General features: G+C 58.1%; 10 protein-coding genes. 3 read left to right on the top strand and 7 right to left on the bottom strand.

Annotated features, from left to right (window positions below):
- Nucleotides 1-18: 18 nt before the first annotated feature.
- From ACXJJY_RS07365 to ACXJJY_RS07340, 6 genes are all read right to left on the bottom strand, one after another.
- Entirely contained in the window at nucleotides 19-555 is a 537-nt protein-coding gene (locus ACXJJY_RS07365; protein WP_456386475.1) for a PilZ domain-containing protein, read from the bottom strand.
- A 195-nt stretch (nucleotides 556-750) separates the two neighbouring features.
- Nucleotides 751-2,271 carry a sigma-54 interaction domain-containing protein gene (locus ACXJJY_RS07360; protein ID WP_456386473.1) on the bottom strand — a complete coding sequence of 507 codons (1,521 nt, stop codon included), beginning with the start codon at nucleotides 2,269-2,271 and terminating at the stop codon, nucleotides 751-753.
- 174 nt (nucleotides 2,272-2,445) lie between these two features.
- Complete coding sequence (mutY, locus tag ACXJJY_RS07355; protein ID WP_456386471.1) at nucleotides 2,446-3,570, bottom strand: A/G-specific adenine glycosylase; 1,125 nt, start codon at nucleotides 3,568-3,570, stop codon at nucleotides 2,446-2,448.
- A gap of 42 nt (nucleotides 3,571-3,612) precedes the next feature.
- Entirely contained in the window at nucleotides 3,613-4,029 is a 417-nt protein-coding gene (locus ACXJJY_RS07350; RefSeq protein WP_456386469.1) for a PGPGW domain-containing protein, read from the bottom strand.
- Nucleotides 4,026-4,871, bottom strand: a complete 846-nt coding sequence (locus ACXJJY_RS07345; protein ID WP_456386467.1) for a 50S ribosomal protein L11 methyltransferase — start codon at nucleotides 4,869-4,871, stop codon at nucleotides 4,026-4,028. Before ACXJJY_RS07345 ends, ACXJJY_RS07350 begins: the two co-directional genes overlap by 4 nt.
- 103 nt (nucleotides 4,872-4,974) lie before the next feature.
- A complete protein-coding gene (locus ACXJJY_RS07340) occupies nucleotides 4,975-8,415 on the bottom strand; it encodes a DUF748 domain-containing protein (RefSeq protein ID WP_456386465.1) in 3,441 nt (1,146 codons plus the stop codon).
- A gap of 202 nt (nucleotides 8,416-8,617) precedes the next feature.
- On the opposite strand from ACXJJY_RS07340, the gene cdaA reads away from it, so the two are divergent.
- The 3 genes from cdaA (at nucleotide 8,618) to glmM (ending at nucleotide 11,957) form a co-directional block, all read left to right on the top strand.
- Nucleotides 8,618-9,490 (top strand): diadenylate cyclase CdaA, encoded by an 873-nt coding sequence (gene cdaA / locus ACXJJY_RS07335; protein WP_456386463.1) that lies wholly within the window; start codon nucleotides 8,618-8,620, stop codon nucleotides 9,488-9,490.
- A 30-nt stretch (nucleotides 9,491-9,520) separates the two neighbouring features.
- Entirely contained in the window at nucleotides 9,521-10,525 is a 1,005-nt protein-coding gene (locus ACXJJY_RS07330; protein WP_456386461.1) for a CdaR family protein, read from the top strand.
- A gap of 79 nt (nucleotides 10,526-10,604) precedes the next feature.
- Entirely contained in the window at nucleotides 10,605-11,957 is a 1,353-nt protein-coding gene (gene glmM / locus ACXJJY_RS07325; RefSeq protein WP_456386459.1) for a phosphoglucosamine mutase, read from the top strand.
- A 107-nt stretch (nucleotides 11,958-12,064) separates the two neighbouring features.
- Here the strand turns inward: glmM and ACXJJY_RS07320 are convergent, their stop codons facing one another.
- The gene (locus ACXJJY_RS07320) at nucleotides 12,065-13,246 is read right to left on the bottom strand and encodes a pyridoxal phosphate-dependent aminotransferase (RefSeq protein ID WP_456386457.1); all 1,182 of its coding nucleotides are present in this window, start codon (nucleotides 13,244-13,246) and stop codon (nucleotides 12,065-12,067) included.
- Between the last annotated feature and the right edge of the window lie 107 nt (nucleotides 13,247-13,353).

Raw genomic sequence — 13,353 nt, 5'->3', positions numbered from 1 at the left:
ATTTCCGGAAAAACGGAATCAGGAAGAAGAAACCCCGAGACGTTTTTCCAGCATGGAGGCCAGGCGGACGTCTTCAAAGGCGAGCCCGGCGTGATACAGGGGGGCCTGCTCCAGAGAGCGGCACCAGGCAACCCGGCCTACCCCCTTGACCGGCTCTCCGGAAAAATCTCCATTGAGCGAAAAGGTCACCAGGCTGTCCACCGGCAGCTCCCGGTAGCTCTCTACCCGCAACCCACCGAGGCTGATATCCACGGTGCAGGCCGTATCATCGATGACCTCATTCATGAAATCACTGTCGCTCCGAAGACCTAAACGGAGCAGGAAACGGCCGGGAATACGGGCATACATCCTCCTCTCCGCCCCGGTATCGACCGAGCCGCTGGCCGCAGACTCCACCACCAGCCCGCCACTGACAAACTGGGGACAGGCGAGATAGTTTTCGGTCCGGCAATAGGCCGCAATATGGTCAGAAACCGGCAGATACAGGCCTCCACGGCTCAGCAGGCAACTCATGGACCCGGGAGACCAGTGCGGACATGCCTGTTCACAACTCATTTTTTGCGCCTTGGTTGCCATATTACGTTGCCCCTCCCTTATTTCTTCATTCTCGCCATCAGGGCGTTCCAGGCCTCAACAGAAAAAATCGGAAACCAGCTTACAAACTTGATGACATGCAAAAAACAGGCCCAAGAAAGAAAACGATCGGGTCAACCAGACTGGAGATGAGAAAAAAGTGAGAAGGGGTTGAAGTCAGACGGCTCCTTTCTTGATCGCCTTGGCGGAGATACCATAGCGTTTCATCTTGTCATACAGGGCGGTCTTGCCCACCTTGAGCTCGGTGGCTGCCCGGGAGACATTACCCTTGAACTTGCGCAGGGCCTGCTCGATGACTTCGCGCTCGAATTCGGCCAGGATGGACTTCAGCGGCTGGGAACCGATCCGGCTCCGGACGTCAAGGCCGCGGTTTTCCCCTTCCATAAAGGCCATGTTCTGATCAAAAAACAGGTCTTCCTCGGTGATCATCTTGCCCTTGGCCATGAGCACGGCCCGCTGGATCAGGTTTTCCAGCTCCCGGACATTGCCAGGCCAATCGTGAAGCAGGAGCCGGTTGATGATCGACTTGGGAACAAAGTCGATATCCTTCTTGAAGGCTTCCCGGTAATGATTGACAAAATGAGAGACAAGATCGACGATATCCTCCCGTCGCTCCCGCAGCGGAGGAATATGAATATTGATGATATTGAGCCGGTAATAGAGGTCAAGCCGGAACTTCTTCTCCTGGACCGCCCTGGCCAGATCAACGTTGGTGGCGGCAATCACCCGGACATCCACCTTCACCGGCTCGGTACCGCCCACACGGATGATCTCGCCGTTCTGCAGAACCCGCAGGAGAGAGGCCTGCATCCTGGAGCTGATATCCCCTATCTCGTCGAGAAAGATGGTCCCGCCATTGACAATCTCGAACTTACCCTTTTTCCGGCTTGTGGCCCCGGTAAAGGAGCCTTTTTCGTACCCGAACAGATCACTCTCGAGGATGGAATCATTGATGGCGTTGCAGTTGATCTTCAGGAAAGGCTTGTCTGCCCGGTTACTGGTCTCCTTGATCAGATTGGCCACCAGCTCCTTGCCGGTTCCGGACTCGCCGGTGATCAGGATGGTGGCGTCGGACCTGGCCACCTGGTGGACCATCTCCCGCAGCTCACGCATGGCCCTGCTGGACCCAACCATCTTGTCGGCCCGGTGATGAAAGCCAAGCTGATTTTTCAGGCTATTGACCTGGCGGGAAAGACGGCGGCGGAGCGCTTCGCTTTCCTGAAGCTCGGCGATCTTCTGCTCCAGGATCTTTTCGATATTGGTATTGAAATCGCTGATCTCCTGTTCATGCAGCTTGCGCTGGGAAATATCGCGCATGACAATCATGACCAGTTGTTCACCGGTATAGCCGATAAACGGCACTGCCGAGTATTCAACCGGGATCCCCCTGACCGTGGCCTCGGTCAGACTGTGCGCAATGGTGCCAGGCACGGCGTCTGATTCATCAGGTGTAAATATCCTGCAGTCGGCGCAGATCTGGCGCAGGTCATCACAGCAGGACTGGGAGCAGAGATCACCGAAACAGGCCCTGGCACTGCGGTTCATGTACTCGATAACAAAATCATCGCGCACAAGAAACACCATTTCCGGCATGACCTCGAGCAATGTCTGCCAGTTATGTACAAGACGGTTGACCTCGTCGCGGGTCTTTTGCAGCTCTGTCGCAGTGTTTGACACAGTAGGATTACGGCCCTGGGTTTCTAAGAATCGTGATGTTTTAGGAGAATTTTCCAATATCATAGCATGGTGCCCTGGTTTTGCCAAAACATTTCCGATTTTTCGGAATTTTTATCCTGCACAGCCAGAGCGCACCAGTATTACCCACAGAGCAACAAAAAAAAATAGGTAGATTTACCCATTTTTCTGATTTTTTGAAAAAAAGTCCAGGTCCCATGCCCTGTCTTCCATCTGCTCGATCAGTTGCCGATGCCCGGCAGGAAAGGCATAGCAACTCAGCTCAGCAGGCCTGATCCAGAAAAATTCCTGGGCAGCGTTGAGCACAGGAGCAGCAGAGGAAGATGTCAACTGGCAGAGAAAACCATGCAGGGTCACCTGGTAGCGGGTAAAGGCATGCTGTACCGTGGCAACATGGTACAGAGGTCCCACCTGGAACTCGGTTTCTTCCAGGATTTCCCGCCGGGCCGCAGCCTCCGGATCTTCCCCGTCCCGTAGACGACCGCCGGGAAATTCCCATAATCCACCCCAGACATCATCATCCAACCGTTGCTGGATAAAAATCCGGCCCTCCCGGAGAATGATGCCACAGGCCATCTCTATCCTGATCCTGCCGACCTTTCTGCCGGTCACCGGACGCAAATCAACGCTGTCCACCCGTCTCGCCCGGCACATCCCGCTGACCGGACATTGGTCACAGTCCGGTTTTGCCGGTGTACAGACAAGGGCACCAAGCTCCATCAGGGCCTGGTTGAAATCACGCCCCCCGTCAGCGGGCACAAGCTCCCAGAGCAGCCTGTTGAGCGCCTTTTGCACGGCCTGGCACCGCACAGGCTGATCTATATCAGCCATCCGGGCCAGGACCCGGCTGACATTGGCATCCAGCACCGGCCGGGACTCGTTAAAGGCAATGGAGACAATGGCAGAGGCCGTGTAGGGTCCTATTCCCGGCAAGGCAAGCAGAGCCTGGTAATCTGCGGGAATCTTCCCGCCATGATCGGCCAGAAGTTGCCGGGCCGCCCGCTGGAGATTCCGGGCCCGGCGGTAATAACCAAGCCCTTCCCAGGCCTTGAGTATTTCCTGTTCCGAAGCATCGGACACAGCCCGGATGTCGGGAAACAGTTTTATCCAGCGACAAAAATACTCGGCTGCCCGCTCAAGCCTTGTCTGTTGCCCCATTATCTCCGCCACCCAGACATGGTACGGTTCATAGGTCTGCCGCCAGGGCAGATCACGCTGGTTCCCGGCAAACCAGTGGAGAATCCGGTCGCGAAACCGGTCATGATCAAAGGGATAGAGCACAGGACAATTCCTCGATCAGTGCCAGGAGAGCTTGAGAGGTCATTACGTCTCCTGGACGTCAAACACAAACTCCGGCCGACCTGTCTTTCTGCGGATCCAGTTGAGACCGTCCCGGACCTGTCTGTTTCCAAGACACCAGCCAACGAGGCGTTTCTTCCCCGGGAAATCCATCAGCGACAAGCCCAGGACCATGGTCAGAAGCCCCTGGCCTGGAAGAACAAGCATGGTCAGACCGGCTGCCAGCAGGGCCAGACCCAGACAATTTTTCACAAACAAAAACAAAATCGTCAGGGCAGGATGGAGCCGGCGGCGCTCTTCCGCCCTGCGACGGTGCCGGATAAAATAATCCTCGGGCAGCCGGGCTATCAGCCAGGGGATCAGTACCAGGCTTACAGCAAAGGTCGCCACCGAAAGGAGACCGAGCCACCTGACCAGCACTGCAGATGCAGGGCCGCTCATCTCTCCGGCCCGGCACCATTGTACTGGAGCAGCCACAACCGCCACTGCTCCCGACTGCCCCGATGCAGCATCTGGATGTTGTCGGGGGGCAGGGCCGCAAGAAGCTCCGCCTCCATGCCGGCAATAAATCCCGAGACCAGATACATGGAACCGCGCCAGAAAGAGGGATCCTCGAAAAGACGGACCAGCAGCCCCTTATAGAGGTTGGTCACCACAAGATCGCAACCGGTATCAGGAAGCCCGGCCATGAGATCCATCTGGAGCACCCGGACCCGGTCCTCACAGCCGTTGAGCCGGACGTTTTGACGGGCCACCTCGCAGGCAAAGGGATTGTTGTCAATGGCCAGCACCTGCTCCACCCCCAGCCTGGCCGCGGCAATGGCCAACAGACCGGTCCCTGTGCCCAGATCAATCATGGAGCGGATCCTGCGGCCCGATTCCAGAAGAACCAGTTCCAGGGTTTCCAGGCAGAGCCGGGTGGTGGCATGAAATCCGCTGCCAAAGATAACCGACGGATCAAGGATGATTTCCCGGCGGCTTTGCCGATTGCCACCTTCCTCCCACACCGGCCGGACCGTCAGGGTCCGGGTGGTAAAAGAGGTTATCTCCACCCCTGCCTCCCAGTCCGGGTAATCCAGATCAGCCTCATAGATAAGCGACGCCCCGGTCCGGGCACAGATTTCCCGGACCAGATCACACCGGTCACGGTGGAAAAAGAGCAGCGCATTGTCATCCTCGATCCAGGTCCCGATCAGGTCGGGATCATCGATCGGAGGCAGTTCCTTCCTGTCGAAATAATAGACATACAGCCTGTTGTATCTACTGTGGGGTGGCCTGAGCATTTCTTGTTACAAGGTTCTGGAATATGGTGAATACTTGCACAGGTTGACCCGAGCGCCATGGTACGGGAACATTTTTCATTTTTTCCGATGAGGGCCGGACGACTCACCTGATCATCGGCACAAGACCAATCTTGACCACGGCCCCGCTCTGGAGAATCTGGTCGTCGACAAGCAGCCGCTCACCAGACAGGCCCGCCTTTTCCACCAGGCAGGCTGCCACGCTCCGGGCCCTTTTCCGGGCCAGCTCGACAAGTTTCTCCGGATCGACCTGGACCACGGGTCGGGGCAGGGGCTGGAGATCATGCTCCTTCCAGTCCGGTTCAATAAGCTCTTCCTGGACCTGGCCGGTCTTGCCGATGGCGGCTATGGCCTCTTTCTCCCGGGCCAGCCACTGCAGGCGCAGAAGTTCACGCCGCCTGTTTTCCTCCTGCCATTCCTGATCCGCCTGTTCCTGCAGACGCTCCTGCAGGCCATAGAGATCCGTTTCCGGATCATAGCCGCCAGTAATCCGCAGCCCAAGCAGGGGCCGCTTTTCAAGCAGCTGAACATAATCGCCGGGATCAGGAACGTCCATGTCCGCCCGGGCCGGCGGGAAAACGATCTCCCGCTCCAGGCGCAGGCCGGGAAATTCGTTCTCCACAATCAGCCACGGCGAGATAACCGCCTGGAGCAGCAAACGGTGCAGATGCTGGCGAACCAGCGGGAACAAGAGCTCATCCCGGTCCTTGAGGGGCCCGAGCTCCAGTTCCAGGGAGCCCTGCTGATCCAGGAGCAGGGCAAAGATCAGCCCGTATCGCGAATCGGGCAATACCCGCACCCCCTCAAGGTGCACCGTGGCCACTCTCCCCTCCCCATCACCCTCCACTGTCCAGTCAGCCATGGCCAGGCGCACCTCGGCTCCGAGGCTGGAGGTGAAAAAATCGGTAAATCCATACAGGGGAAAATCCGACACCGAGACGTGATACTCCCCGGTACTGCCAAGGGTTGCCGATCCGGTCACCTCGACCCTGGCCTCCTCCAGTTGACCACTGAAGGTAAAGGGAAACACACCGTCATGACGGATGGAGGTCACGGTTCCCTGCAATCCGGTCAGCTCGGGAACATAATCGGGAAACAGGGCCGGCCGGCCGGACTGGAAGGTTCCGTTCTCCACCGACAACCGGCCGATGGACACGGGAAGATAGCCAATATCCCAGCGGGGATTGATAAAGCGGACCAGCCCGGCCGGACCATTGCCGGCCAGCAGCCGCGGCCGCTGCAACCGGACATTCTCCACACTGAGACCAAAAGGAGCAAATGAGAGCTGAACCCCCTGCAGGACGCCCCGGTCCCAACTGAGCAGAGGCAGACCATCCCTGTCCGCGGCAGCGACCTTCTCCAGCCAGATAATCCCCTCATACTTCTTCCCGGGCCAGGAAAGTGAACCGCGCAGATGCAGCTGACCGGAAACCTTATCCGGCAGAAACCAGGGACGGATCAACGGCCGGAGTTCATCCAGAGAGAGGTTGCGCAGGGAAACCTGCAACCGGGCCGTCGTCCGGGCCGGTGCCAGGGAGACAACACCGCCCATGCGCAGCTCACCCCTGCGACCGACAATACCGCTCAGAATAATGTTGTCCCGGTCCCGTTGCGGATCCAGCAGGCCGGTTGCCTGCAGCATCAGCCTGGAAATGGTCAGAGGATATGTCTTGTCCCGGTCACCTGGAACGGGCAGACGCAAATTGAGCCGTGAGTCATCGACCGCCAGCTCGTCCATCTGCCAAAAGGCCCCTTCCCCTTTATCCTCTCCGCCCAGGAGGGCGAGAAAAGCGGTCGCATTGATATCTGCGCCGGTAAGAGTCATCTTTGCGCAACCCACCTGACCGTCCGCCTGCAAATCCTCGCACACCAGCTTCCGGCCGGAGAGAACATTTTCATTCCCGTGCACCAGTTGAAAATCACGTAACTCCAGGCTGCCCTTTTTCAGCTCAAGCCCGACCCGGGAGCCGGGTGTCCCCCGGTAACTGACCTTGCCGCTGAAGTCACCCTGCCCACTGGCAGCGTTCACCCTGTTCCCGGACCGGAGCAGCCCGAGAAGCCAGCCACCATCCACGTTCGCAAAATCGGCTTCACCGGCAAAGAAAAGCTCCTGATCTAGCGTTCCCTGGAAGGAAAAACTCTTTTTCTCTTTTTTCTGCTCGGCACTCAGGCGCAGCACGCCGGCCGTTTCTCTTCTCCCGTCCGGAAGCGCAGCCCTGCTCCGCCAGCCAGTAAGCTGCAACCGGACAGCTTCCCAGGGTGATGCTGATCCAGCCCCCTCTCCTGGTTGCAGCCAAAGGGTGCCCTCCTCCACCAGCAGCCGGTCCACCTGCAGTTTAAGGGCCGGGTTGGCCACCAGTTGGCCAAGAGAGCCAATAAGCGGCGTCAGATCACTACCCTGATAGCGAAGCGTTCCCTGCCGGAAAACCATCTCTTCAAAGGAAAAGGCCCCGGCCAGAGGCTGTACGGAAAAGGTCACCCGGCCGCCCGGAAGTTCCAGGGCAACCATATTGTCACGACTGGTAGCCCGGACATTTCGCAGCACAAGATCGCCTTCCAGGGACAGGGACTTCCCGGGAAAAACTCCACCCGCAAGTACCATCTCCACATCCAGATCCGCACTGCCCTCCTCCACGGCGAAAACCTGCTGCAGACCGGGAATATAGCCGGCATAGGACCTGAGTTCCAGCCCATGGAGGCCAAGACGTAACCGGTTACCTCTGCCCTCTCCACCATTCCCGTCCAGCAAACCGGTGATCTCCACGGGGCTGTCATTGACCACGGCGCGCAGCACCATTTCCTGTCCGCCGCCACTTCCCAGAGGCAGGAGAATCTGCAGGTCACGTACCCGGTGGCGAGCCTGAACCGGTCGGTCGTCCAGGGTCAGCCGGCCGTTCCTGACCTGGATCCTGTCCAGACTGACTGCGGCCAGCCAGCCACGTCCCTGAAGTCCGCGCAGTGCCGGAACAAGATCGCCGAGGTTGTACTCCCCTTCCCGGTAGCGGACCAGCTGCAGATCCGGACCGTCCAGGAAAAGATCGTGCAGGATAATTTTTCCGGTGCGCAAACTGGCACTTGGCCGGCACTGGAGCGAATCCAGCTTCAACAGATAGGGCAGCTCCCCCCGGGCCGAGCCAACGATGATACCGGACATCTGCACCTTCCAGTCCAGGGGGGAGACCACCACCTGGCCGATCCGGACCGGACGCCCCAGGGCCGCAGCCAGTTTCCCGGCCAGGGGACCCTCGACCAGGGCCGGAATACCATACAGAACCGCGGCAAAATAGGACCCGACCAGCAAAAAAGGCAGGAGAGAGAACACAAACCTGCGCGACACCAGGGGCCGACGGCTCTTTTTTTGCCGTACAGGCCCCGGTCCCTGCGCCCCCCTGGGCCGCTGACCGGTTTTCCTTGCGGTCTTCTTCCGGGCAGCGGCCTTTTTCCGTGGCTGTTCCGGAGGATGCGAGATAACGATTTTGCCGAACCGGTCCAGATCGTTTGGGTGTTGTCCGTCGGGCTGGGTCATCGAAAGATTTCAAGCACAATCTAAAAGTTGCTGGGCTGCAGTCCTCACCGGCGGGCAGTCCGTTTGCGCCATACTATACCAGATTAGAAAATTTGCGGCGTCTCTTTTATTTTTCTGTTCAAGCGCTGTTTAACATGCTAAATTTAAAGCATATTGAACACATTGTAACAACCAGACGCAACCTCTTCTCCGCACCCCCTCGATGCTCGACGTTCTCAGATCAGTCAGATGGCAGGATATCGTTGATATCCTGATCGTTTCCTATATCATCTATCGGATCATGCTCCTGATCCGCGGCACCCGGGCGGTGCAGATGCTGCTTGGGCTCGTCGTCATCACGGTCATCTATTTCATCTCCAAGCAGCTCGATCTCCTGACCCTGCACTGGCTGCTGCGCACCTTTCTCAGCTCGATCCTGCTGATCATCATCATCGTCTTCCAGCACGATATCAGACGGGTGCTGACCCAGGTGGGCCAGACCCCGTTCCACAAGATGCACAACGTGGCCGCCCACGACCTCAACGAGATCATCAAGGCCGCCTTCTACATGGCCCGACGCCGGATCGGGGCCCTCATCGTCATAGAACAGGAAGCCGGACTGCTCGACTATATCGAGTCTGGTTACCACCTGGACGCCCGCATGGTCCGCGAACTGCTGGTGGCCATCTTTCTCCCCGCCTCGCCCATGCACGATGGCGGAGTGGTCATCCGCAAGGGCCGCATCCATTCGGCCGGCTGCCTGCTGCCACTGAGCCAAAACCCGGACATCGACAAACGCTACGGAACCAGGCACCGGGCCGCACTGGGACTGTCCGAAGAAACCGACGCTGTCATCATCGTGGTCTCCGAGGAAACCCAGGAGATATCGCTGGTAATGGATGGCAGGATAACCACACTCCGGGACGAGGAAGCCCTGACCAGATCTCTGCAGTCCATTTTCATCCACCAGCCATCCACAAAGCCGGCATGGAAAAGCTGGCTTGGCAAATCCAGGCATTCCAGCCAGCGGCAGCGAAAAGGATACAGAGAAGAGCCAGTCCCGGGCAAGGACGGAAAAAAAACAACAAAGACATGAGCCCTCACTGCGACCCCACGGATTAACACAATGCTTCGACTGCCGTTCAGCACCGCACCAAAAGACCTGGCCCTCAAGGCCATATCGCTGTGTCTTGCTGTCTTTCTCTGGTTTTTCGTCGTGGGAGAAGACCAGGTGGACATCAACATCCAGGTGCCCATCGAGATCCTGAACCTGCCGGCCGACCTGGTCATATCCAACCAGTTCAGGAAAGAAATCGAGGTTTCCATCCGTGGGCCCCGCAGCCTGATCCAGGAGATCCGCAATCTGAACATCACCCGGCCCATCGACCTGTCCGGGGCCAAACCGGGTACGGTGGTGGTCCAGAACGATCCTGACTCCATTCCCTTTCCCCGCGGCATCACGGTACTCAGGCTGCAGCCGGCCAACATCACCCTGCTGCTGGACCGGCTGGCCCAGAAAGACCTGCCCATCAACCCCATCACCGAAGGCAGCCCGGCACCAGGATATGTGCTGAGCAACATCACCCTTGAGCCAGACCACCTGACCATATCCGGTCCCAAGACGATCCTGGACTCCACCAGCGCCCTGACCACCTATGTGATCAACCTGGACGGGCTCGACCATTCCACCACCCTGCAGGTCCACCTGAACCTGTCCCAGGAGCTACTCGACCTCATAGGTGAGACGGTGGTCACGGTCAAGATAGAAGTGCGGGAGAAATTTGTCGAGAGGACGATTCATTCCATACCGGTCAACGCCCGTACGCCTGGATTTCCTGTCCAGGTCAAACCCGGTACGGTATCGGTTGTGGCTTCTATCCCGGAAAACCTGGTCCGCGACACCCCGGAACTGTCGATGCTGTTTCGGGCCTCTCTGACCGTAAAAAAACTGACCGGGCCCCAAAAACTGCCGGTAACGGTAAACGGGGTCAACGTCCCGGGCCACGAGCCCATCAAGATCATCGCCACCAGACCGGAACAGGTCCTGGTCATTCCTCTTCAGGAAAAAAAACCAGTCAGGAAAAAGGACAGCGAGACGCAACCGGAAAAAGCAAAAGAAAGTCCGCAATGACAGTAGTCGGCGCAAGACTGCGTCAGCTGGCCTGACCGACAATTTCAAAAAACTCAACACTGAAAATTTACAAAAGACCATGCGAAAACTCTTTGGAACCGACGGCGTACGCGGGGTCGCCAACATCTACCCCATGACCACGGAAATCGCCATGCAGATTGGCCGGGCCATTGCCTTTCTCGTCAAGACCAACACCAAGGGGCACCATATCGTCATCGGCAAGGATACCCGGTTGTCCGGCTACATGATCGAAAACGCCCTGGCGGCCGGCATCTGCTCCATGGGTGTCAATGTCCAGCTGGTCGGCCCCCTGCCTACCCCGGGCATTGCCTTTATCACCACCTCCATGCGCGCCGATGCCGGGGTGGTCATCTCGGCCTCGCATAATCCATTCCAGGACAACGGGATCAAGATATTCTCCAGTGACGGTTTCAAACTGCCCGACGAACTGGAGGCCGACATCGAGGATCTGATCTTTTCCCAAAAAATGGCTGCCCTGAGGCCGGTGGCAGACGAGGTGGGCAAGGCCTCGAGAATCGACGATGCCAAGGGACGATACATCGTCTTCCTGAAAAACACCTTTCCGAAAAAATACACCCTGGATGATTTCCATATCGTCCTCGACTGCGCCCACGGGGCCACCTACAAGGTGGCGCCCCATGTCTTCTCCGAGCTCGGTGCCAGGGTGACCTGCATCGGCGTTCACCCGGACGGCAAAAACATCAACCACCAGTGCGGCGCCCTGCACCCGGAGATCATGGCCGACAAGGTCAGGAAACTGGGAGCCGATATCGGCCTGGCCCTGGATGGCGACGGCGACCGGCTCATCGTCTGCGACGAACACGGCGAGATTGTCGACGGGGATCATATCATGGCCATCTGCGCGGCCGAGCTGATGAAACGGCGCAAACTGAAAAAGAAGACCCTGGTGGCGACGGTGATGAGCAACATGGGCCTGGAAAAGGCCATGGAAGAGATGGGGGGGCACCTGGTCCGAACCCAGGTGGGCGACCGGTACGTGGTCGAAACCATGCGGACCCGGGGCTATAACTTTGGTGGCGAGCAGTCCGGCCACCTGGTCTTTCTCGATCACAACACCACTGGTGACGGTATCCTGGCCGGACTGCAGCTCCTGGCCATCATGATCAAGAAAAATCAGCCGCTTTCAGAACTTGCCCAAATTATGACCAGCTACCCCCAGATCCTGGAAAATGTCCGCATGTCGAGCAAGGTTGCCCCGGAACAAATCCAGGGATTTCCAGAGGCGCTCAGGGCAAAAGAAGAACAGCTCGGCTCCCGGGGCCGTATTCTGGTGCGGCCGTCAGGAACCGAGCCTGTGATACGGGTCATGGTGGAAGGCGAGGACCAGCAAGAGATCTCAACCATTGCCCTGGAGCTGTGCGATATCATCCGGAGGGCCGACAGGATATAACTGCTCCCGCAGCGGAGCCGTCCCGCGGGCCGGTTACCTGAGGCTCTACCCTGACTCCTGTTCCCGTCTTTCAAGACGGCAGATCCGGCCCGGGACACCTTTTCGCATCAGTGTCGGCACTTCTCCATCGCCCGCTTGAAACCGTCCGCCGAGCGCTCGATCACGTCATCGGGCACGCAGAAAGCCAGGCGGATATAGCCCGGCGCCCCGAAGCCCCGTCCCGGCACGGCAAGGATCTTCTCTTCCTGCAGCAGGCCACAGAACTCCACATCATCAACAGGCGTTTTGGGAAAAAGATAAAAAGCGCCCCTGGGCCGGACATACTCAAACCCGGCCTCGTCGAGGACCCGGCAGAAAACCTCCCGTCGCCGGGCATAGATGGAGATGTCCACGGTCTCGTCCTGGAGCCGTTCCACCACCCGCTGCATCAGGGCCGGAGCATTGACAAAGCCAAGAATCCGATTGGCCAGGGTCAGGGCGTCGAGCAGCACGGTCTTTTCGAAAATCTCCGGATGCACGGCCAGGTAGCCGATCCGCTCGCCGGGCAGAGAAAGGTCCTTGGAATAGGATGAGACCACAATGGAGTTATCCGTGGCCTCCATGATCGAGGGCACTTCACAGTCATCAAAGACTATCTTGCGGTACGGTTCGTCGGAGATCAGGTAAATAGTGGTGCAGAACTTCTCTCCGGCCTCATCCAGGAGACGCCCGAGCGCGGCCAGAGATTCGCGGGTATAGACCTGCCCGGTGGGGTTGTTGGGGCTGTTGATCAGCACGGCCTTGGTCTTTTCGGACAGTGCGGCCTCAATGGCCTCGAGATCGAGACAGAACTCCTTGTCAGTGGGAACAATCTTTGTCTGGCCTCCGTGGTTGTCGACATAGAAATTGTATTCGACAAAAAACGGCGACAGGATGATAACCTCGTCACCGGGATCGAGCAGGGCCTTCATCACCACGTTGAGCGCTCCGGCAGCGCCACAGGTCATGAGCACCTCGCCGGCACCGATCTCCACCCCCTGCTCCCGGGACAACTTGGCGGCCAGGGCCTCACGCACCCAGGGAAGGCCGCCGTTTGGCATGTAGGCGTGCACTCCGGGCCTGTCTTCCTCCACCAGCTCTCTCAGGACCTCGTTGAACCTGGGCGGCGGCGGAACATCGGGATTGCCCAGGGAAAAATCAAACACTTTCTCATCGCCGAACTCCGCCTTCATCCGGGCGCCCTCTTCAAACATCTTGCGGATCCAGGACGATTTCTCCGCAAACATCTGCATCTTTCTGGAAACTGACATAGAACCTTCCTGCTTTGACAATTGAGTAAGATTGACGGTTGAGGATCAAAAACCGAAGCGTACTAAATAACCGGATATTTTTCACCCACTCCAGGGCCGGGACAAAA

It is taken from the genome of Desulfolithobacter sp., from assembly GCF_054025815.1.
The sequence above is the reverse complement of the archived record's forward strand: the minus strand, read 5'-3'. Positions and strand labels throughout refer to the sequence as shown.